Origin of the sequence: Litorimonas sp. RW-G-Af-16, assembly GCF_048319245.1 — a bacterium.
GTDB lineage: Bacteria > Pseudomonadota > Alphaproteobacteria > Caulobacterales > Maricaulaceae > Litorimonas.
Genome location: NZ_CP166993.1, coordinates 1,445,422 through 1,467,483, shown reverse-complemented (window position 1 = coordinate 1,467,483; position 22,062 = coordinate 1,445,422). Strand labels below are relative to the sequence as shown.

Below are 22,062 nucleotides of genomic sequence, written 5' to 3'. Positions count from 1 at the left end.
TGGAATCATCTATTTTGGGTGTCGTGTAGATCAGTATTATCTCTCGATTTCGATTGGGCTTTAAGGCTTTTACACTCAAATGGAAAGCCCAATGTAAAAATTTACATAAATTATTTTCTTAATCTTACTCGCTCTTCAAACACAAAGTAACTAAAAAATATATATAAAACAATATATTAGTTATCTATGGGTGATATTCTTGCAACAGTTTCTATAAATTTGAAATTAATTTATAAAATTATTTGCAAAAATAATGCAAATTTGTGTAAAAGTTAGAAATAAATCATGACCCGAGCTGTATCTTCATGTCGAGGGTCAAAACAAAGAGGGCCTGACGGGCGTCTCGTTGAAGGGAAAAACTAATGACATCTGCCAATAATTTCAAACGTGCCTATATGGCGAGCGCCGCCGCAACGGCTCTAACACTCGCTTTGAGCTTTTCCGCGACGGCGCAGGACGCGCCTATTGTTGAAGACGAAGTCGTTGCGACAGGTATTCGTCAATCGATCGCTGACAGCTTAAAGCTGAAGCGCGAGTCGTCTTCTATCGTCGAGGCGATCACAGCTGAGGATATTGGTAAACTGCCAGACGTTTCCATCGCTGACTCACTGGCTCGACTGCCAGGTGTAACAGCGCAACGGGTTCGGGGTCGTGCGCAACAAATTTCGATCCGTGGTTTGGGTCCAGACTTCTCAGTCGCTTTGCTCAATGGTCGCGAGATGGTCTCTGCAGGTAATAATCGCGGCATCGAATTCGATGTCTTCCCGTCTGAACTCATCGCTCAGGGCGTTGTCTATAAGACACCCGATGCACGACTAGCTGCCACTGGCATTGCCGGCGCTGTTGATCTGCGCACCGTGCGTCCACTTGATCGCACAGAACAATCTATCAACCTGTCTGCGAAATATATCTTCAACGATAATGGCAATTTGAACCCAGACTTCTCTGATCAGGGCTATCGTCTGTTCGGTTCATATATCGATCAAAACGAAGACGGCACCATTGGGTGGTCTTTGGGTGTGACGCATCAGTCAAACCCAACGCAGTATTTCTCGCGCGAGTTGAAGCCGCAAAATCCTGGCAGCTTAAACGGTATTTCCTATCCACAGGACAACCCGCGCTCTGGTGTTGTCTCTCGTGACTTTAAACGCACATCCATGGCCGGCACATTACAGTTCGAGCCGACAGACGCGTTCCAAGCGACATTTGATGTGGCTTACTCTGACTTTGACGATGAAGGCATTTTCCGCGGTGTTGAAACACCCCTCGCGACGTGGGCGGGTGTGTCTGGCCCGTCTGCTGTGACGGGACAATCTGGCAGCTACGCTGACTCAGCGACTTATGAAAATGTCGGCCCAATCGTTCATACGGACACAGAGGGCAATACAGCGGAAATCTTTGCCATAGGCGCCAACTTCTCTAACCAGTTCTCAGATCGCGTCAAAGGCACGATCGATATTTCCATGTCAACGCTCGATAAATCCGACATTGACTATGAATCATACGCAGGCCGCGGGGGTCAAATCCTACAAACAAACGTCAACCCTGACCCAGGTGGTGATTTTATTCCAGGGTTCCGCGATACATCGCTGCTGAATACGCTAACTTATGATTTGCCAGAAGATGGCGAGTACTCAATCAATGCAGGCTCTGATTTTGCAGATCCAAGCCAAATATTCCTGACCGATCCGGGTGGCTGGGGCCAAGTTGGTTTTGTGAAAGAGCCAAGTATTGAGGATGACCTGATTCAGCTTCGCGGCGAAGTCGAATATGGCGTTGATAAAGGCTTTATCGAAGGCATCGTAGTCGGGGCTTTGGTCACGGACCGTGAAAAGTCTTTCAACTCAAATGAGAGCTTCCTGCGCGAAGGGGCTGGCTTTGTCCGCACCGATGATGATCCCCGTTTCCCAAGAAGTATTCAAGCGCCTATTCCAGGTGCAGGAAGTGCCGGATCCACAAATTCCGGCAACCTTGGACTAGACGTGGTTGTTTATGACCCTGCCACACTGCGCGATGACGGCACATATCGTGTTGAGGCTGCAAATAGCGTCGCTTGGACTGTCGAAGAAGACATTATCACGGGTTATGCGATGGCCAATATTTCGCATGACGGTGCTGTGCCGATACGCGGTAATATCGGTGTTCAATATGTTGACACACGTCAGTCTTCAACAGGTACGCTAGCTGGCGCAGGTGAGCAGACCATCACGGATAGTTATTCCGATTGGTTGCCAAGCGCCAATTTGAGCTTTGAGGTCAGTGAAGATACCTTTATTCGTGCGGCGGCCGCTAGAACACTCACGCGTCCGCGCCTCGATCAAATGGCAGCAAACCAGTCTGTGAATGTGAACTCACAAGTATGTCGAGATACAAATGCAGATGGAGTTCCAGATGTCGTGACTGGATTTAATCCCGCTATGAATGATTTCTGTTTCAATCTAAGCGGCGGTAACCCGCTATTGCGCCCATACTCATCCACGCAATTCGACCTCGCATTTGAAAAATACTTTGCAGAGGATAGTGCGATTGCGATTGCTGTCTTCCACAAAGACATCAGTGACTATGTTGTAAATAGAAATATTCAGGTCGATATTTCTCAGCAAATTCGTCAGGCAGGCTTTGGGTCAATTCTAAATGGAAGTCCTGAAATCGCGATTGCAGGGCAATCAACAGATGAAAACTTTGAGACCGCTAAAATTACAGGTATTGAAGCCACTGTGCGTCAGAGCTTTGACCGTTTCTTGCCTGAAAATCTGGCTGGTTTTGGTATTGATGCGTCGATCACATATGCTGATAGCAGCCTAACTCTTGAAGACGGTAGTGATAGAAATATCCCAGGCTATTCGAAAACAACATGGAGTGCGTCAGGTTATTACGAAAATCATGGCTTCCAAGCGCGTCTTAATAGTCGTTATCGCTCGAAATTCCTCTCGGAAATTCAGCAATTTGACGGCGCTCTGATTGGACAAGACGCGACCAGCGAATTGATCTTCGATGCACAAATCGGTTACGCTTGGGACGATGGTCCGCTGGAAGGCTTTGGTGTCAATCTTGAGGCTTATAACCTGACAGATGAGCCGTTCCGCACAAGCTTTGATATTGATGGCGAGCGCGTCATCAGCCGTCACGAGCTTTACGGTCGGACGTTCAACGTGACTGTGTCCAAAAAATTCTAATTTGATCACCTGATTAGATAAACGAAATTGAGCCTGCTAGTTCATCACTGGCAGGCTTTTTCATGCGCGACGATTTCGGACGCTGACACGCCGTAGCTTCGCATGTAAAAGGACGGTATGAGCCATAATCACATCCAGAAAATAGTTATTGTCGGGGGCGGCACGGCAGGCTGGATGGCTGCCGCAGCGCTCGCGAAATTCCTTAGCCCTGTGACAAAGATCGAATTGGTCGAGTCAGATCAAATCGGCACGGTCGGCGTGGGCGAGGCGACGATCCCGCAAATTTTGCGCTTTAACGGCATGCTCGGCCTCGATGAAGCTGACTTCATGCGAGAGTGTCGTGCGACTTTTAAGCTGGGGATTGAGTTCAATAATTGGGGGCATATCGGCGAGTCTTATTTGCATACCTTTGGGCATATTGGGGCGCCCATTAATCATCTGGATTTCCACCATTACTGGCTGCGCGCGCGTCAAGAATATGACCTGAAATCGAACCTTTGGGATTATTCGATACACCATAAGGCGGCCTATAAAAATCGGTTCGCCCATGTGCCGAGGGTCGGGAACACCTCAATCTCTGGTCTCTCATATGCCTACCATTTTAACTCTGGCCTCTATGGTCAATATCTTCGCCGCTATGCTGAGACGTTGGGCGTCAAACGGACAGAGGGTAAGGTCAATGATGTGCGCCTTGATCCAGAGACAGGGCATATTCAATCCGTGACGCTTGAGAGCGGTGCAGAGTTGTCGGGTGACTTCTTCATCGATTGTTCAGGGTTTCGCGCATTGCTCATCGGGCAAGCCCTTGGCGTGAAGTATCTTGATTGGAGCCAATGGCTGCCCATGAACCGCGCCTTTGCCGTGGCGAGCGAGAAGGACGGACCACTTCTGCCTTACACGAAAGCCACAGCCCATGATGCAGGGTGGCAGTGGCGAATTCCTCTACAGAACCGCACGGGTAACGGCCATGTTTTTGCATCTGATTTTGTTGAGGAAGACGCTGCACGCGCGACCTTGCTCGATAACCTTGATGCCAAACCGATTGGCGAGCCTCGTCTGCTGAAATTTACGACGGGTCGCCGAGAGACATTTTGGCACAAAAACTGCCTCGCACTTGGTCTGTCGAGTGGGTTTATGGAGCCGCTAGAATCCACCTCTATCCATCTCATTCAGGCCAATATTTCCAAATTCATCGAATTGTTCCCGAATAGGGCTTTCTCCGATGCCAACACCCAAGAATATAATCGCCTGATAATCAAAGAGTTTGATCTGATCCGTGATTTCCTAATCCTGCATTATCACCGCACGGACCGAACAGACACAGAGTTTTGGAACTATGTGCGCACAATGGATGTGCCGGACTCGCTGAAAGCGAAGATGGATATGTTTGCGGAAACGGCGTTGATATACAAAGATCCCGACGACCTTTTTGGTCAGGCTAGCTGGTTGCAAGTCATGGCAGGGCAGGGCTTAGTCCCTCAAAATTTCCACGCGCGCGCTAGCTTACTCGGCGAGGCGCAACTGAATGAGCTATTGGGCAATGTTGAGCGGATCATTGATCAGGCGGTGGAGAAAGTTGGCTCTCATCAAGATTACATAGATGCTTATTGCAGCGCGGCTGACTGACAATAATTCGCGATGAAGTCATCATGATTGGGCATATGCGCGGCAGCATCAGCCATGGCGTCATGAATGTTTTTGAGCCTGTCTGATACAGGCACATGTGAGCGCATTTGCGTAATCGCGGGGGCACGGCTGGGAATAATGTTCTGCCCGATATAGACCGCAATCCAGCTAGGATTGGTGAACAGCTCCCCTGCATGAGACACGATACGTCCACCGTTTTGGAAGTGGTCGATCTTATATTGTAGCGTGTCTGGGATACTCATATTCTTGCAGTAGCGCCAAAACTCTGTGTCATCGCGCTGCGTGGCTGTGTAGTGCAAAATGAGGAAATCGCGAATACGCTCATATTCTTCGCGGGTGAGTTTATTATATTCCTCTTGCAGCAGCGGCGACATATCCTTGTCTGGGAACATCGCGATTAGGCGCATAATCGCATATTGGATCATGTGAAGACTAGTGGACTCAAGTGGTTCCATAAACCCAGCCGATAGTCCTATCGCGACGCAGTTTTTGTGCCAGAATTCTTTGCGCATGCCGGTCGTAAACCGCAAGTGCTTAGGCTCAGATGTTGGCGCACCGTCTAAACCGTTAAGCAGGGTCTCGGTGGCTGTATCTTGATCTTTATATTGACTGCAATACACGTACCCATTGCCCGTTCTATGTTGTAGCGGAATACGCCATTGCCAGCCCGCGTCTTTGGCTGTTGATTTTGTGTAGGGCAGCGTGTCGCCGACGCGTTCGCAAGTTGCGGCAACAGCACGGTCACAGGGCAACCAATGCGACCAATCAATGTAACCTGTCTTCAAGGTCTTCTCGATCAATAAGCCACCAAAGCCAGAGCAATCGATGAAGAAATCTGCGTCAATAACGTCGCCGTTTTCCAACTTAATGGCTTCGATGAAGCCGTCCTCTGCGCACAAATTCGCTGCAACAACTTTCCCCTCAAAACGAGTCACGCCACGCGCTTCGGCGTATTCGCGCAAATATTGGGCATATAGCGTGGCATCGAAATGATAGGCGTAGTCATAGGTCGACTGAATTTGTCGCTTGTCGCGCATGGGATGGTCAAAGCGGTGGTTTTTCGCCGCGACCCACGCCATGGAATAGTCATCCAGGCTATCGACATTGCCGGCCAAATGTTCGCGCATCCAATAGTGGTAGAAAGGCACGCTATCAAATTCTGCGCCGTAGCGCCCAAACGGATGGAAATAGGCTTTCCCTTTTTCCGCCCAATCGATAAATTCAATCCCGAGCTTAAATGACCCTTGGGTCTCTTTGACAAATGTTGCCTCATCAATACCGAGGGTTTGATTGAAATATTTGATCGGAGGGATCGTGGCTTCACCGACGCCCACTGTGCCGATGCTCTCGGATTCGACGAGCGTGATGCTACAAGACTGCCCAACGGCATTAGCCAAAGCGGCTGCCGTCATCCAGCCGGCAGAGCCACCACCGACAATGACTATTTTTTTTATCTGTCTATCGCTCATATAAATTTATACCTAATTTTGCAAAAAATTACATAGCAAAATCATGTTTATAAGCAAATTATGTCAAATAATTTCCAAAAATTTGCAAAATCGTGTAAACTCTAAGGAAATAATAGATGGGATATTTTACATTGTATATGCGACTCACCGCGCTTTTTTTATTGGGTTCGACAGTTGCCTTGTCCGCTTGCGATATGGCTACAACGGCCCAATCCGAAACCTCTAACCCAGCGTCCAGTGCCAAGCAAAGTGTCGAGCTAAGCTCTACACCGCGCGAAGTGCAGACTGTTCGCCTTTCCTCACCTGATGGGAAAAATAGTTACGTCTTGTCGGATGAAGGTGGCAAGCTGACTTACAGCGTCTCTCGCGAAGGCATGACTGTGCTGGGCGACTCGCGCTTAGGTCTGCGATTTTTGGAACAGCACGGTTTGGATACCGACCTGCGAATTCTCAGCGTTGAAGAAAATACTGTCGATACAAGCTGGGAGCAGCCTTGGGGGAGCGCCGTATTGTGCGCGATGCGCATAAAGAATTGCTCGTCCATGCAGAGCGGGGCACGCCCAACCTCAAATTTTCTATCCGCGTGCGAGCTTTCAATGACGGTATTGGCTTTCGTTACGAAGTCCCAAAACAGGCCGGATTAGCCGCGGTGTCGATCACCGAAGAAATGACAGACTTCAATGTCGGTCCAGCGACGACCTCTTGGACAATCCCCGCGCGCATGTATAACCGCTACGAATATCTCTACAGCGAGAAACCAACGGGCGATTTGCAGATGGTGCATACACCCGCGACATTTGAAAATCAGGACGGCACGCATTTCTCTATCCACGAAGCGGCTCTTGTGGATTACTCCGCTATGTCATTGCATCAGCAGCGTGAAGGTGTTTTGCAAGCTGATCTAACGCCGCGCGCTGACGGAATTTTGGTCAAGACGCAAACGCCTTTTGAAACCCCTTGGCGCACAATTCAGATCGCGGACGATGCGGTTGGCTTGATCAATTCTGATCTCATTTTGAACCTTAATGAACCCAATGCGCTGGGAGATGTGAGCTGGTTTACGCCTGGCAAATATGTCGGTATTTGGTGGGAGCAGCACATCAAAGAAGGTACTTGGGGGAATACATCGGGTGAGATCAATCACCATGCTGCCACGACAGAAGCCACAAAAGCCAAGATGGATTTCGCTGCCAAGCACGGCTTTGATGGCGTTTTGGTTGAGGGCTGGAATATCGGGTGGGACGGTGATTGGTTTAACAATGGCGATGTATTCTCTTTCACAGAAACTTATCCCGATTTCGATATTGCCGAAGTCGCCCGCTACGGCCGAGAGGTGGGCGTTCGGCTGATCGGGCATCACGAAACATCAGGTAACATTACAAATTACGAAAATCAGCTCGAAGACGCGCTTGATTTAATGGAGGCCCATGATGTGCGCGTGATCAAGTCAGGCTATGTCGCGGATGCTGGTAATATCAAACGCATCGATGAAAACGGCATCGCGCAATATGAGTTTCACGATAGCCAAGCGATGGTGGACCATCACCTCAAAGTCGTAAAACTGGCCGCAGATCACAAGATCGCAATGAACCCGCATGAGCCTGTTAAAGATACGGGGCTGCGCCGAACTTACCCAAATTGGGTCTCTCGAGAAGGTGCGCGAGGGCAGGAATTTAACGCATGGGGTATTCCGCCCAATGGGCCAGATCATGCTTTGAATTTGATTTACACCCGCATGCTGTCTGGCCCAATGGACTACACCGCGGGCGCGTTTGATCTCAGGCCAAATGAGAGACCTGTGGTGGCTGACGATTTGCAGCGCAATGATGTGCGGTCCCGGATCGAACATACGCTGGCCAAAGAGTTGTCGTTATATGTTGCCATTTATTCTCCCATTCAAATGGTCATGGACCTCAATGAGAATTACGAGGCTCGCCCTGACGCCTTCCAATTTATCAAAGACGTACCAACTGATTGGGAGCAATCTATCGCTCTGTCTGGCGAGGTTGGAGATTATGCCGTCATCGCGCGGAAGGACCGAAATTCTGACGATTGGTATGTGGGCGCTCTCACCGATGCCGATGCTAGAGAGCTTGATGTCGACCTGAACTTTTTAGGTGAAGGATTATATGAGGCTCAGATTTATAGGGACGGGCCAGAGGCGGATTTTGAGACGAACCCCTATGACATCGTGATTGAAACAAAATCTGTTACGGCGGTGGATCAGATATCTCTACCTTTGGGTCGCAGCGGCGGCGCAGCTATTCGGTTTAAAAAGCTATGAGACGTATTCTTCCCATCCTTGCGGCCTTATGGCTGACAGCCTGTTCTGCAGCGACGGATACGCCGCTGCCTAATGATTATACGCCTGAGCCATATGTGAAGCTGACGCATCCCGAATGGTCGAAAGATGCAGTTATTTATCAGATCAACACACGGCAATATTCAGAGGAAGGCACCTTTGCCAAAGTGCAAGAAGACTTGCCACGCCTCAAAGAATTGGGTGTCGATATTCTGTGGCTCATGCCAATTCATCCGATCGGAGAAAAAACCGAAAGGGGACTTTGGGCAGCTATTACTCGGTCAAAGACTATTTTGGTGTGAACCCTGAATTTGGCACAAAGGAAGATTTCAAGTCCTTGGTTGATGCGGCGCACGACCAGGGCTTTTACGTTATTCTCGATTGGGTCGCCAATCACACGGCGTGGGATCATCCTATGGCGACTGAACATCCAGATTGGTATGAGAAAAACTGGAATGGCGATTTCCGCCCGACGCCCTGGTGGGATTGGTCAGATATTATTGATCTTGATTTTTCCAAGCCTGGTGTGCGGGCGCATATGTCAGATGCCATGACATATTGGGTTGAGGAGATGGATGTAGACGGTTTTCGGGCTGATGTGGCTGGATACGTCCCGCTCGACTTTTGGGAAGGCGTGCGGGCGAGGCTCGACGCGATAAAGCCAGTGTTCATGCTGGCAGAGTGGCAAACTCGTGACCTGCACGCCCGTGCATTTGACGCGACATATGCGTGGGAATGGAAAGATGCGATGAAAAATATCGCGCAAGGGCGAGCGGATACGGGCGCACTCTATGGCTATTACTCCGCGAACGAGTCCGCATGGCCAGCGGATGCGATGCGCATGATCTATACCTCTAATCACGACCAGAACTCTTGGGACGGGACACCTTTTGACATTTACGGCGACGCTTTGGAATCCGCTATGGTTCTATCCTTTGTGGGTGAGGGTATCCCCCTCATTTATAATGGGCAAGAGGCGGGCAACACGAAGCGCTTGGAGTTTTTTGAAAAAGACCTCATCCGTTGGAATGACGACCACCCTTTTCAAGACCTCTTCCGCAATTTGATCGAGTTAAAAACAGATAATCCCGTTCTACATAACGGGGCGTGGGGCGCGCGGACGACGAAAGTTGAAAATGACAATCCGCAAAAAGTCTTCAGCTTTATTCGGCGGCGGGGGGATGAGGCGGTGCTGGCTGTCTTCAATTTCTCTGATACTTTGCAAAGTGTGTCTTTCACCGATGCTCTGCCGCATGGAACTTATGATCAATTTCAAAGCGATGCGACTATAACGATCAATAGCGACACAACGCTCATATTAGAGCCTTGGGATTATCGCGTTTATAGCCGATAAAGCTTCATGGCCGATCGTGAGTATATCGTTGAGAGATTTGGGCGCGAGCAAGAGCCCGTCGTTATCATTGATGATTTTTACTCTGATCCCGAGAGTTTGATCGCACATGCGACGTCGCTACCCTTTGAGCGGCGAGGTCAATTTTATCCAGGAATACGCGCGGCCGGGAATGTAAATTACTTAGGTGAGCGGATGGCTCTACTAACGTCCATTTTGCAAAATGAGTTTGATGTCAAACAAGGGGTGCGGGTCGTTGAATGTAACTATTCTCTGGTGACGACGCCGCCGCATGCATTGACACCTATACAATGCCTTCCGCATTTTGATGGCTTGGACAGGGGTCGATTTGCGGTCCTGCATTATTTGTCCGAGGCGGAGAAAGGCGGCACAGCTTTTTATCGTCATCGCGGGACGGGCTTTGAAACGATGAATGAAGAGAGGTTCGAGACCTATAAGAAAGCCCTTCATACAGAAGCTGCCGAGCTAGGACTTCCGCCGCAACGCTACTTCAATCAGTCTACGTCGCAATTTGAGCAGGTTTTAAATGTGCCCGCCAAACCCAATAGGTTGATAATCTATCGTGGGGTGACGCTACACTCTGGCTATATCCCAGATGATTTGGAATTGAGCGATGATCCAATGATGGGGCGACTGACGCTAAATACATTTTTACAAGACAAGTCCTGACCAGACTTCTTTAGTAGGAATTACGCATACAACCACAGATCGTTTTAGTTAACCTTGATTTTAAGTGTGCTAAAATAGCGTATTTTGATCCTGAGTTTATGCATCATTTATAAGACGGGGTGTGTCGTGAAAGCTTGGGGCGGAACTGTAAGAGCTAATTTTCAATGCAAAACAGGTTCGATTTTTTGCAAAAATTCAGCGTTAACCCTGCAATTAATATTTTTGCAAAAAGTTGATTTGCTCTCATTTCGATATGTAACTATATGAAAAATATAACAAATATCGCCTAAATTTATTTTTTATTTAGCGGCTTGACTGTTGCTTTAATATATTATTAATTCATTGCAGAAACGGGGCGTTTCTCAAAAACATGCTAATTATTAGCGCGGCACTGCTTTGCCACTACGTTATAAATCCCTTTGGATTTCGTGTGTCGAGGCGCCCTAAAATAAGGCGGTAACTTTGTTGCTGGTGAATATAGGGGCTATGTGATGATTTTGACTCGCGTAATAATTGCGACATCTTTTCTGATGCTGTCGTCTGCGGCTTACGCACAAGACATCGTTTTCGAGCCTATCAACCCATCATTCGGCGGTAATTCTTTTAATTCAGCTCACTTGCTGGCTATTGCTAATGCTCAAAATGACTACGAGCGCCCGCAGGAAGAAGCGACGTCGCAAGATGACTTGGATCGTTTCATTCGATCTCTGCAAAGTCGCTTGCTTTCATCTTTATCGACGCAGGTGTCCAACGCCATATTTGGCGAAGATGCGCAGGATAGCGGTATAATCATATTTGGTGATCAAACGATCGAGTTTGTGCGCGGACTCGACGGTGTTCAGCTGACGATTACAGAAGCTGACGGATCGCAAACTATCATTACGGTTCCGACATTGATCACTGACACATCGACAGATGATACGTCAGGATCACAAAAAGCAGTGAACACCTCCACCGTTGAAAACACTCTCACAACGTCAGATCCAATCGTGACCAAAAACGATGTCCTGGCGAATCAAACAACCATGTCTAGCCAGTTGACTGATACGGGAACCTTAGGGGCCTCGCAGCAGCCAATTCACTAAACACTTTCAAATTCCAAAGGGCTAAATTTTGAAACATAGAACAGACAGATGGTTTAAGAAAACAGCACTCTGCGTTGCGGCGGCAGCAGGGTTGAGCCTTAGCGCTTGCTCCACTGTGCCAGCCTCCAAAGGCTTGATCTCAGTCGAGCCTGTGATTGCGAAGACGACCACAACGCAAGTCGCGTTGCAGCGCTTACCCCCGCCGTCCAGCAAGATCACCGTGGCGGTCTACGGCTTTGATGACAAAACAGGTCAATTCAAACCGACCGAAGCCGGGCAGACTTTGTCTAGAGCGGTCAGCCAAGGCGGCGATGAGGTTTTGATTAAAGCTCTACATGATGCAGGCCTAAGAAGTTGGTTTACTGTTATCGAACGGTCCAATCTCAATAATCTTTTAAAAGAGCGCCAAATTATCTCAGAAATGCGTTCGCGCTATTTGGGTGAAACAACGGTGAATTCAAAAGCGCTGCCGCCACTATTATTTGCGGGCGTTATTTTTGAAGGTGGGATTGTTGGATTTGACACGAACACCGTCACTGGCGGCGTAGCGGCGCGGTATTTGGGAATTGGTGGACGCACGGATTATCGTCAGAATGTAGTGACTGTCCATTTGCGCGCTGTCAGCGTGAAAACGGGTGAGGTGCTAGCGTCTGTTACAACGGAAAAAACCATCGCGTCTGTGGGTATTTCGGCAAATGTCTTCCGATTTGTGACGTTTGATAATCTGCTGGAAGCTGATGCAGGTGTAACGTCGAACGAGCCTGGGCTACTCGCTTTGCGCCAAGCCGTTGAGAAATCTGTCTACGCGCTTGTCATGGAAGGCACGGAGATCGGACTATGGGATTTTGCGGATCGCACTGCGGGGCTACAACTGCTCAATGAATATCAAGCGGAGCGCGGTAACTACCAAATCAGCAGTAATGCTCTGTCAGCGAAGGCTTCCAACCGTAATTTCGCGCAATTAGATGCGACGACTAATACTACAAAAAAAGTCAACAAGCCAAAGCTCGCACAGCCTATGGCTACGAAAACTGCGAAAGCGACTCCAGCTAAAACAATTGCAAAAACAACCTCGCCTGTGAAGACTGTGGCACCGCAAAAAGTCGTATCTCAAAAATTAACAGCGCGCGCCGCCCCGACACAGGCAGTCCCAACACAGCCAGTCCCAACACAGGCCATGACGACGCCAGCGGCAAAGCAACCCGCCGTGAAACCTCAAGCAGTCCCAACTGTCAAAGTTGTGTCTCAAGAGGCGGCAGCCATACTCAACAGTCTACCGCCCACGCCGCCGACACAGGTCAGCGTCAAGGCGCCAAATGAAGCTATAACCACAGCACAAACGCGGACGGAGGAAATCAATAGATCTCAACCCGCGACGACTGTGGATATGAAAAAAGATTACGAGGTGCAGATTTATAACACTGCATCCGACAACCGAATTTCATCACCTTAAATGGTTAATGTGATGAGATAGGAAGGCGCTCAGCCATCAAATGTTGAACTTTCGGGTTTGGCTTAGTGGGGCAAAGGTGGCGGCTTCCGCAGTTTTGAAACGAGTTGCAGCTCGGATCAAGACTGTCCTGAGGACAACGGCAAGAAGATGCCGGGAGACACGTATGCTGATGGAACAACTTACGTTCCGGTGGTTCTTACCACCCGCAGAAACCGCCACGCACAAGCTATCACAGCTTGTGTCAGGTTTCCAGTCATTTGGACCGAGGGTAAGCCCCCGTAAGAGCTTGCCGGCAGTTCCAACGCATATCCCCACCCATATTTTCATGCCTTTGACCTTTGCGATGCACGGGCACTTTCGCCGGCTGCAGCGTCTTCTTCATCTCCTTGGGGGGGTGAAAAACTCCGTAACCATTCAGTTGCGGACACAATTTTCATTTGGAGGAAAAAAATGAAAAAGATACTTTTAACAGCTGTCTCACTGACAGCGCTCGCGGCGGCACCCGCCTTCGCGAATAACTCGGTCAGCAATGTGACCCAGTCAGGTACGAATGGCCTGGCCGTTGTAAATCAGGCGGGGTCGCAAACGGGCGTCTCGACGTCTGATATTTTGCAATCGGGCGATTCTAACAAGTCTCGGGTGCGTCAGACAGCTGGCTCAAATGCTGGATCAAACACGAATGACGTCAATGATAGTGATATCGACCAATCTGGTAACGATAACAATATCAATGTGCGCCAGGTCAATGTTGGTCAGCCGAACAACCCGTCTTTGGTCAATACCTCTGTCATTACACAATCAGGTAGTGACAATGATATTGACAGTGACCAACGTGGTGACGGCAATGGTTCAACCATTACACAATCAGGCGCAAGCAACGAAATTACGATGTTCCAAGAAAAGCAAGGCACGCCACCGGCGCAGTCAACTGTTGATCTGAACACATCTAGCATCGTGCAGTCTGGTTTTGACAACCTTGCATCTTTGACACAGCAAGGCGACGGTAACGGATCTGCTATCTTCCAAGATGGTGACTTCGGCACAGTGTCTGTCAACCAAACTGGTGGTACAGGTGTAGGGAGTGACTCGATTGTCAATCAATCTGGTGACACGAACTCAACATCCGTCAATCAGGACGGTGACGCCAATGATAGCTTGGTCAACCAAAACGGTAATGACAGCTTTGTGGTTGTTGGACAGTCAGGCGATGGTAACATCTCAACTGTCGATCAGCTTGCGGCTGGGTCAACTGTTACTGTTGGCCAAACTGGCACAGGCAACGTCTCTGGCGTCGGTCAGTTAGCAGCTGCGTCTTCTGTCTCTGTGACACAAGACGGTACAACAAACAGCTCTGACGTCGCGCAGATCACAGGCGTAGCCCTTGTTGATGTGAACCAAGTTGGCACAGATAACAGCTCTAGCGTCCTACAAATCGGCGTGATCGAAGCGGTTGCTGTGGACCAAAACGGTACGAACAACTCTTCTGATGTTATTCAGGCTGGTGCAGGTGCCTTGGTTGTCGTTGATCAGGACGGCACAGATAACGAGTCGACTGTCAACGAAATCGGTCTTCTGGCCGCTGTTGGCGTGACACAAAATGGTGCCTCAAACGACTCCTATGTCGGTCAACTCGGCGCAGGTGCGTTCGTGTCAGTCAACCAACTCGGCGACAATAACGACTCTGTTGTGGGTCAGTTAAACGGCTTGGACGGATCGTTCGGTCTCGTTGATGTGTCCCAAATCGGTGACATGAACACCTCGCTTGTTCTGCAAGCTGGCGGTGAGGTCGAAGCTGATGTTGATCAGGGTGTTGCAGGCGATGCCGGCAATAACAACACATCTGAAATCTTCCAGGGCGGCGATCAGTTGTTCGCGAAGGCTGAGCAGACAGGCGACAGCAATGAATCACTCATTGAACAGTCTGGTTTCGACAATGACGCGACACTCGTGGCATCTGGAAACAACAACATGTCCGAAATTTTCCAAGCTGGAAGCGGCAATGAAGCGGATGTCACGCAAATGACAGACACAAACTCTTCATTCGTGGATCAGCTATTGAGCGTCAACGGCACAGCGACCGTCACTCAGTAAAATTTCCCCTCTCGGGGCCAGCCATAATGCTGGCCCTGAGTTTTTAAACCTAAATTCATTGGAGAAATGAAATGAAAAAACTACTTATTTTAACCGCGTCTATGTTGGCCTTATCGGCTGGCGGCGCACATGCGCAGATGGTTCAAACATCTGAAATCACTCAAGCTGGCGTTAGCAATGACGCAACTGTCAACCAAGCTGGTGGCGATGAAGGTGTGTCTGATATTGATCAAACAGGTGACGATAACGAAGCAAGTGTCACCCAAGAAGACGGCCCTGCTGCAAGCTCTATGTTTAACGTACCAGCCAATATCTCTGATATTGACCAAGTGGGTAACAATCAGAGCGCAACCGTTGTTCAAAACGGCGAACCCGCAAATGGCGATTCTAACGTATCGACAATCACGCAAACAGCCACGGGTCCAAACCTGACGGCTGGTGGTTTCGCAGCTGAGGCTGTTGTGGCACAAGGCGGCGAAGGCAATGTGGGTACGATCCTGCAATCTGCTAGCGGTAACTATGCTTATGCGGATCAGTTTGGTAGCGACAATACCAGCATGATCGATCAGTTTGGTAACAATAACATCGCTACATTGAACGAGCAGGGTAATTCAGGCGGAGGCCTTGGAGAGTCTGACAACGACTCTACGATCTTGCAGGGCGGCGACAATAACTTGGCCGAAGTTGACCAAGATGGTTCAGGCAATACATCTATCATCGACCAAGATGGTAGCGACAATGAAGCCAGGATCATGGATCAGAATGGTGACAACAATTTTAGCACAATTCTTCAGTCTGGTTCTAACAATGATGCTCTCGTTGATGACCAAAATGGTGATGGCAATAACAGCTCCATCAACCAAGAAGGTACAGATGGCGATGCAGATGTTAGCCAAGATGGCGATAACAACGTGTCTACGATTGACCAAACCAATGACGGTGCAATCGCCGTTGTTAATCAGGGTGGTAACAATAACCTGTCTGATATCAACCAAGGTAACGGCGCTGGTAACTTCCCAGACACCGAAGCCTATGTGACGCAAGACGGTGACGATAGCTTTAGCTATGTCGACCAAGTCAGCCGCGAGTCTGTTGCAACAGTGAACCAAACTGTAGGTAGCAGCAGCAACACATCTGACATTGATCAGTTGTTAGGTAGCTTGCGTGCCACGGCCACTGTGACACAAAATGGTTCGAATGGCTTAAGCACAATCCTACAAGAACGTGATGGAGGCCCGCCCAACATGGAAGGCATGACAGCCACTGTGACGCAGTCTGGTGACGGCGCTGAAAGCTCTATCACACAGCGTGATGCGGGTGCGTCTGCAACTGTGACACAAGACGGTGACAGCCTAAGCACAATTCTCCAAATTGGCGCTGACGGTATCATTGCGAATGGTAACACTGCTATGGTTGATCAAATTGGTGACTTAACGTCGTCTATGATTAGCCAGAACGGTGAGAGCAATTCGGCAACGGTTGATCAGCAGGGCGACATGCTAATGTCTAGCATTGATCAGCTCGGCTCTGGCCATGCGGCAACTGTGACACAGACGGGTTTCTCAAACTCATCTACCATCTTGCAGAGCGACATGAACAACACAGCGAACGTGACGCAAGCTATGAATGGTAACACTAGCATGGTCACACAAAGCGGTGACGGCCATCTTGCAACTGTTAATCAGACAACAGCGAGCAATGCTTCGACTGTCACACAGTCTGGTTCAGGCAACACAGCCACAGTCACTCAGTAAACTGAGCGACTCCCTATAATATTGAGGTCGCCTTTTGGGCGATCTCACCTCTTTTAAGGAATTTCATTATGTCCGTTTCTCGCAAGCTCAAAAACTGCTTCAAGCTTCTCTTTTGCAGCGGCCTCCTCGCAGGTGGCGCTCATTCTGCGAACGCTCAAGTTAATCCAAATATTGTGGATATTGAGCAGGTAGGGCCAGACAATATCGCGGCCGTTTCAACGACCGGCAATAATAACACCTCCATCGTGCGTCAATCGGGGTCAGGCAACCGCGTCACCGTCAATCAAGGCGCAGGCACAAGCAATGGGACCACTGATAGCAAGGTCGAACAGACAGGCGACAATAACGAAGCCACGCTCGACATCGAAGGCGATGACAATACCTATAGCGTGACCCAAAGCAGTAGCGGCGCGACCAATAGCGCGACCTTTGCACAAACAGGCACACAAAATGACGTGACCATCGTTCAAGATGCGTCAGGGCTGACGACAGGTCTCGCCAATGCGGCCGAAGTCTATCAGGCAGGTAGCGGCAATATTGCCAGCGTCAACCAGACATCACTTGTGGCGGGCATCGCCCAATATAATAACACGGCAACGATCACCCAGTTTGGCAATGACAACCTTGCCACATCCGTTCAAAACGGTAGCAACAACACATCAGAGCAAGAGCAGATTGGCGATGGGAATACGTCAGATATTTTGCAAAATGGCGATGACAATCTTGCCATTCACCGACAGCACGGCGACAATTTCTCCTTGCCGACAGATAATTTTCCAGGTCTAATTATTGAACAAAACGGCGGAGCCTCTATCACGATAGAGCAATATGGCCCAGGACAAGGGCCTGGCGGGTAGCCCGTCTGGAGAGATACAGATGTTTAAAAGGTTCTCACATATCTGCCTTCTGGCACTCAGTGCGACGGCTCTACTGACCGCATGTGAGACAACGGATAGCTATTCTGCGCCTGTCGCCCAAGACACACGACCTGTTACGGCATCCGTGAACGCGCTCTCAACAACCAATATGAACCAACTCGCAAAACGTGACGGCACGCTGGACACCACGCAAATCATGACCAGCGCTAGAAACAATCTCACGATAGATCAGCTGAAAGTTTATGCTGATCGATGCCGTCCAGACGCGAATTTGCCAGTGCCAGCAGATCTTGATTGTTCTGAAATTAGGTTGCGCATGAAGCGAGTTTTTAAGTCCGACGATAAGGTAGCTGAAGCCTTATTCACGCTCAACAGGTTGAGCCAGACGAGCCAGCCAGACAGTGATATTGACGGCGACTTTACATATGGCAGTTTGAATTCACAGGCCGTTGCAGGACAAGTCTTGCAAGACAATGCGCTGAGCGCGCCAGAGCCAGAGGCGGACTTTGCTGACTTCTTGGAGGCAAATGGACTGTCAGTTGAAAGCGGCGCGATCGTCATTGATAGCGGCGGCGGCTAATACTGGTCGAGTGGCTGTGTGAATGTCATTCTCCCACGTCACGAAAATTGCTTTACTCCCATAATTATCGATTCCATGAACATGTATGGGTTCGATGATTTCCATTTCAGACGATAAAGTTTTCGCGCTCACCAACGCCGAATTCAGCTATGTTTTTCGGGTATTAGATGAGGGGTTGCTGCAGCACGTATATTATGGCGCACCCATCGCACATGCCGAAGAACTTGCGTCGCATTTCAGAGTAGACCGTGGGGCAACGTCGCACTTTCAAGGCGTTCCTAATCTGAACTTGAATGATCTACCGCAGGAATATCCGACTTTCGGCACCTCAGACTATCGCCGTCCAGCTTTGCACGGCGTCAATGCTGATGGAAATTCTGTCTTCACTTTGAAATATGTGCGCCACACTGTGACAATAGACAAGCCCGATTTAGACGGCTTACCGTCTGCGCGGGGCGGGGAAAGCGAGACGCTGATTATCTATCTGGCTGATCCGCTACACGGACTGGAAGTCGAGCTATTTTACACAATCTATCAAAATTACGGCGTGTTGGCGCGGTCATCAGTCGTGCGCAATTCTGGCAAAGCGCCCGTTGATTTGACGCATATAATGAGTAGCACGATTGACCTGCCACCCGATGATTATGACGTCCTACACCTCCACGGCACTTGGTCGCGGGAGTTTAATGCGGAACGCACGAAGCTGCCTATGGGGCGGTTTGAGATCGACTCCGCGCGCAGCACATCTAGCGCAGCCCACAACCCGTTTTTGGCTGTCATGGAACGGGGGGCAACGGAAACGTCAGGTAATGTTTTTGCCTCGACCCTGATCTATAGCGGCAATTTTTCCCTCTCTGTTGAGACAGGGGAATTTGAGGATGTCAGGGTTCTGGCTGGAATAAACCCCTTCAATTTTGCGTGGCATCTCGCCCCAAATGAGGCGTTTTACACGCCAGAAGCGCTGCATGTTTTCACGCCTTACGGCCTGCGCGGAATGAGCCGTATTTGGCATCGTTTCATACAAAACAAGGTTTCTCCAGAGCGGTTTCGGAACATCGCTCGGCCAACCTATCTCAATACATGGGAGGCGGCTTATTTTGATATTGATGAAGCCAAAGTCCTGACCCTCGCAGATAAAGCCAAAGACGTCGGGGTACAGATGTTGGTGCTAGACGATGGGTGGTTTGAGGGGCGCCGTGATGACACGTCCTCGCTAGGGGATTGGACGGCGGACATGGCGCGCTTTCCGTCAGGGATCCCAGCCCTGGCCGCGAGGGTGCGTGCAAAGGGCTTGAAATTTGGCCTTTGGATCGAGCCAGAAATGGTTAGCCCGAATAGTCAATTATTTGAAGACCATCCCGATTGGGCCTTGCAAGTCCCAGAGCGGAAACCATCCCTTGGACGCAATCAACTGACGCTGGACTTTACGCGAAAAGAGGTCGTGGACAATATTTATGATCAGATCGAAGCGCTGCTGGCGTGCGGAGATATTGACTATGTGAAGTGGGATATGAACCGCAACATGACCGAAGCGGGGTCTACCGCTTTGCCAAAAGGGCGGCAGTTGGAAGTTCCGCATCGTTATATGCTCGGTCTCTACGGTCTTTTACGTCGATTGATGGAGGCTTATCCAGATGTCTTGTTCGAGACCTGTGCTAGTGGCGGGAACCGCTTTGACCTCGGCATGCTTAGCTTTATGCCGCAGGGCTGGATCAGTGATATGAGCGATCCGATAGGACGGCTGGCGATTATCAATGGGGCATCATACCTTTATCCGCTGGACGTTATGACGGCCTATATCGGACCGTCACCCAGTCACCAAAACGGGCGTATTAGTTCAATTAAAACGCGCTACAATGCAGGAGCATTATGTGCCGCAAAAGGCATATCTCTCAATAGTTTAGATATAGATACTGATGTAGATTTACTACGTGAGTTGATGCGCCTTGCCGCCAATACTTCGGGTGATTTCATCGGGGGAGAATTCACGCGTTTGATCTCAGACGACACCCAGATATGTTGGCAATACATAACACGCGATCGTCGAACTATTTACGTCGCTTACTTCCATATCCTCTCTGCCCCGAACCTGCCGTTTCGCCGGGCTAACCTAGCTGATCTTGACCCTGTGGCTGCCTATGAATTGCAGGAAGACGGCACAATTTATCACGGCGATACGCTGATGCAGCATGGCCTAGCTCTGCCATATGTGACCTGCGGACAGCCTCAAGCGGGCGTGCGATATATGGACCGCGGCGATTTCGCCTCGCACCTATTTGTGCTTCGAAGAAAGCGCTAGGCGTCCATCATATAATCTCGTGTGATGGGGAGGGCGTTCACGGTCTTGCTCATCTGGATTTGGAAATTCATGTGCTTGCCATGGCGGAACGAAAACTCACTGACGATGAGATAAAACTCCCACATACGGCAGAATTTTTCGTCAAACATTTCCGCCACGGTCGCACGATTGGCTTGAAACCGCTTATCCCATTCCAGCAGGGTTTCTGCGTAGTGCAGGCGTAAAATTTCGCAATCCGTGACCCAGAGATTGGCTTTCTCGATCTCGGCAAATGTCTCTGACAGGGCGGGGGAGTAGCCGCCGGGGAAAATATATTTCCTGATCCAAGCCCCCGTGGTGCCAGGCCCGCCCTTGCGACCAATAGAGTGAACCAATGCGCAGCCATCATCCGTCAGCAGCTCGTGAATTTTTGAAAAATAGGTTTGATAGTGCGCGATTCCAACATGCTCAAACATGCCGACAGAAACAACGGCGTCAAATGTATCGTTTATGTCGCGGTAGTCTTGAAGACGAATGTCGACCTTGTCTTCTAATCCCGCATCTTTGACCCGTTGCCGCCCCATGGCGTGCTGCTCGTCTGAGAGGGTGACGCCAACGACAGAAACGCCGAACGTCTTCGCCAGATAGATTGCCATGCCGCCCCAGCCGCAACCAATATCCAGAACGCGGTCGCCAGGTTTGAGGTTAAGCTTTGCCGCGATGTGAGCCTTCTTTGCAGTTTGCGCTTGTTCCAAGGTGATGTCGATGCTGGGCCAATAGGCGCAGCTATATTGCAAATCTTCATCAAGGAAGAGGCGGTAGAAATCATTCGATAAATCATAATGGTGCTGCACATTTTTGCGGGAAGTAGAGGCGACATTGCGCTGGTGGTAGCGCCGAATTTTCTTGAGCCATCCCTTGAGTAGTTTTTGCAAGGGATGCTTCCGGAGTCCGTCACGGTTATAAGCAAAGACTTCGAGCAAATCGCGAATCCCGCCACCTTCGCAGATCAACGTGCCGTCCATATAGGCCTCGCCCGCACGCAGTTCAGGATTGAGGAATAAAGTCTTGTAAAGCGCCTTATCAGTCAGGCGGATTGTGGCTTCTGGTTGCCCCCTGGGCCGTGGACATGGCGATTACCATCGGCATCTATAATTGTAAGTTGCCCAACTTTTACAAAGCCTGCCATCATAGAATTCAGTAATTTCATAGCTGTATCCCAGTCTTCTTATTATGGATTAGCACTGCCACTTTGACGCAAAACATGCAAATAATTCTCATTCGGTTGTGTTCACAATCTCGTATGAC

At 49.6% G+C, this 22,062-nt stretch carries 13 protein-coding genes and 2 pseudogenes; 13 read left to right on the top strand and 2 right to left on the bottom strand.

Annotation, left to right across the window (positions count from 1 at the left end):
• Positions 1–362 precede the first annotated feature (362 nt).
• Together AB8615_RS07370 and AB8615_RS07365 are read left to right on the top strand one after the other, a co-directional pair.
• A complete protein-coding gene (locus tag AB8615_RS07370; RefSeq protein WP_418152044.1) occupies positions 363–3,176 on the top strand; it encodes a TonB-dependent receptor in 2,814 nt (937 codons plus the stop codon).
• 117 nt (positions 3,177–3,293) lie between these two features.
• A complete protein-coding gene (locus AB8615_RS07365) occupies positions 3,294–4,802 on the top strand; it encodes a tryptophan halogenase family protein (protein ID WP_409431969.1) in 1,509 nt (502 codons plus the stop codon).
• Here the strand turns inward: AB8615_RS07365 and AB8615_RS07360 are convergent.
• Positions 4,781–6,292 (bottom strand): tryptophan halogenase family protein, encoded by a 1,512-nt coding sequence (locus tag AB8615_RS07360; RefSeq protein WP_409431968.1) that lies wholly within the window; start codon positions 6,290–6,292, stop codon positions 4,781–4,783. The two genes, AB8615_RS07365 and AB8615_RS07360, sit on opposite strands and share 22 nt — an antisense overlap.
• Positions 6,293–6,486: 194 nt before the next feature.
• Between AB8615_RS07360 and AB8615_RS07355 the strand changes: the two are divergent.
• The 11 genes and pseudogenes from AB8615_RS07355 to AB8615_RS07305 all read left to right on the top strand — a co-directional run bounded on the left by AB8615_RS07355 (position 6,487) and on the right by AB8615_RS07305 (position 20,775).
• Positions 6,487–8,576: pseudogene (locus AB8615_RS07355) on the top strand (glycoside hydrolase family 97 protein).
• A complete protein-coding gene (locus tag AB8615_RS07350) occupies positions 8,573–8,896 on the top strand; it encodes a hypothetical protein (RefSeq protein WP_418152042.1) in 324 nt (107 codons plus the stop codon). Before AB8615_RS07355 ends, AB8615_RS07350 begins: the two are co-directional and overlap by 4 nt.
• The gene (locus AB8615_RS07345; protein ID WP_418152040.1) at positions 8,857–9,948 is read left to right on the top strand and encodes an alpha-amylase family glycosyl hydrolase; all 1,092 of its coding nucleotides are present in this window, start codon (positions 8,857–8,859) and stop codon (positions 9,946–9,948) included. Before AB8615_RS07350 ends, AB8615_RS07345 begins: the two co-directional genes overlap by 40 nt.
• 6 nt (positions 9,949–9,954) lie before the next feature.
• Entirely contained in the window at positions 9,955–10,635 is a 681-nt protein-coding gene (locus tag AB8615_RS07340; protein ID WP_409431965.1) for a DUF6445 family protein, read from the top strand.
• A gap of 491 nt (positions 10,636–11,126) precedes the next feature.
• Positions 11,127–11,720, top strand: coding sequence for a curli assembly protein CsgF (locus AB8615_RS07335; RefSeq protein ID WP_418152037.1), 594 nt, complete (start codon positions 11,127–11,129; stop codon positions 11,718–11,720).
• 28 nt (positions 11,721–11,748) lie between these two features.
• Entirely contained in the window at positions 11,749–13,173 is a 1,425-nt protein-coding gene (locus tag AB8615_RS07330; protein WP_418152035.1) for a CsgG/HfaB family protein, read from the top strand.
• A gap of 450 nt (positions 13,174–13,623) precedes the next feature.
• Positions 13,624–15,264 carry a beta strand repeat-containing protein gene (locus AB8615_RS07325; protein ID WP_409431963.1) on the top strand — a complete coding sequence of 547 codons (1,641 nt, stop codon included), beginning with the start codon at positions 13,624–13,626 and terminating at the stop codon, positions 15,262–15,264.
• A 71-nt stretch (positions 15,265–15,335) separates the two neighbouring features.
• Positions 15,336–17,018: a hypothetical protein gene (locus AB8615_RS07320; protein ID WP_409431962.1), complete on the top strand. Its 1,683-nt coding sequence runs from the start codon at positions 15,336–15,338 to the stop codon at positions 17,016–17,018.
• A gap of 68 nt (positions 17,019–17,086) precedes the next feature.
• Positions 17,087–17,875: a hypothetical protein gene (locus tag AB8615_RS07315; protein WP_409431961.1), complete on the top strand. Its 789-nt coding sequence runs from the start codon at positions 17,087–17,089 to the stop codon at positions 17,873–17,875.
• Positions 17,847–18,476 (top strand): hypothetical protein, encoded by a 630-nt coding sequence (locus AB8615_RS07310; protein WP_409431960.1) that lies wholly within the window; start codon positions 17,847–17,849, stop codon positions 18,474–18,476. Before AB8615_RS07315 ends, AB8615_RS07310 begins: the two co-directional genes overlap by 29 nt.
• Positions 18,477–18,561: 85 nt before the next feature.
• A complete protein-coding gene (locus AB8615_RS07305) occupies positions 18,562–20,775 on the top strand; it encodes an alpha-galactosidase (protein ID WP_418152032.1) in 2,214 nt (737 codons plus the stop codon).
• On the opposite strand, the pseudogene AB8615_RS07300 reads toward AB8615_RS07305, so the two are convergent.
• Positions 20,772–21,964, bottom strand: a pseudogene (locus tag AB8615_RS07300) (class I SAM-dependent methyltransferase). The gene AB8615_RS07305 and the pseudogene AB8615_RS07300 overlap by 4 nt on opposite strands.
• Between the last annotated feature and the right edge of the window lie 98 nt (positions 21,965–22,062).